Origin of the sequence: Burkholderia sp. AU33803, assembly GCF_002223095.1 — a bacterium.
Classification (GTDB): Bacteria; Pseudomonadota; Gammaproteobacteria; order Burkholderiales; family Burkholderiaceae; genus Burkholderia.
In genome coordinates this window covers 1-608 of sequence record NZ_NKFJ01000023.1, presented here as the reverse complement: position 1 = coordinate 608, position 608 = coordinate 1, and the positions used below count along the sequence as shown (strand labels likewise).

The following is a 608-nucleotide window of genomic DNA, read 5'->3' as shown; positions in this document are numbered from 1 at the left end:
AGCGCCCACCATGCGGCCACCGTGCCGCGCAGGCCCTTCATCAGGCGCATGTGCAGCCACGCCGCGTAGTTGAGCCACACGATCAGCGCCCAGGTTTCCTTCGGGTCCCAGCTCCAGTAGCCGCCCCATGCTTCCGCGGCCCACAGCGCGCCGAGGATCGTTGCGACCGTGAAGAACGCGAAACCGACCGTGATCGACTTGACCATCACGTCGTGAAGCACGTCGAGCGTCGGCAGGCGATCGGCGAGCACGCCGCGCTCCTTCATCAGGTACGCGACCGACACCATCGCCGACAGCGCGAAGCTGCCGTAGCCGATGAAGTTCGCCGGCACGTGGATCTTCATCCACCAGCTTTGCAGCGCCGGCACGAGCGGCTGGATCTGCTGCGCGTCGCGCGCGACCGAGTACCACATCAGGAAGCCCACGGCCGCGCTGATCACCAGCAGCACGAACGCGCCGAGCGCGCGCGTGCCGTAGTGGCCTTCGTAATACAGATAGAGCAGCGCGGTGATCAGGCTGAACAGCACGAACACTTCATACAGGTTCGATACCGGAATGTGCCCGACGTCCGCCCCGATCAGGTAGGACTCGTACCAGCGCACCATCAG

At 65.1% G+C, this 608-nt stretch carries 1 protein-coding gene; it reads right to left on the bottom strand.

Features of this window, described 5'->3' with window-relative positions:
• A partial coding sequence (gene ccsB, locus CFB41_RS37080; RefSeq protein WP_089460164.1) for a c-type cytochrome biogenesis protein CcsB occupies positions 1 to 608 on the bottom strand: 608 nt, incomplete at both ends.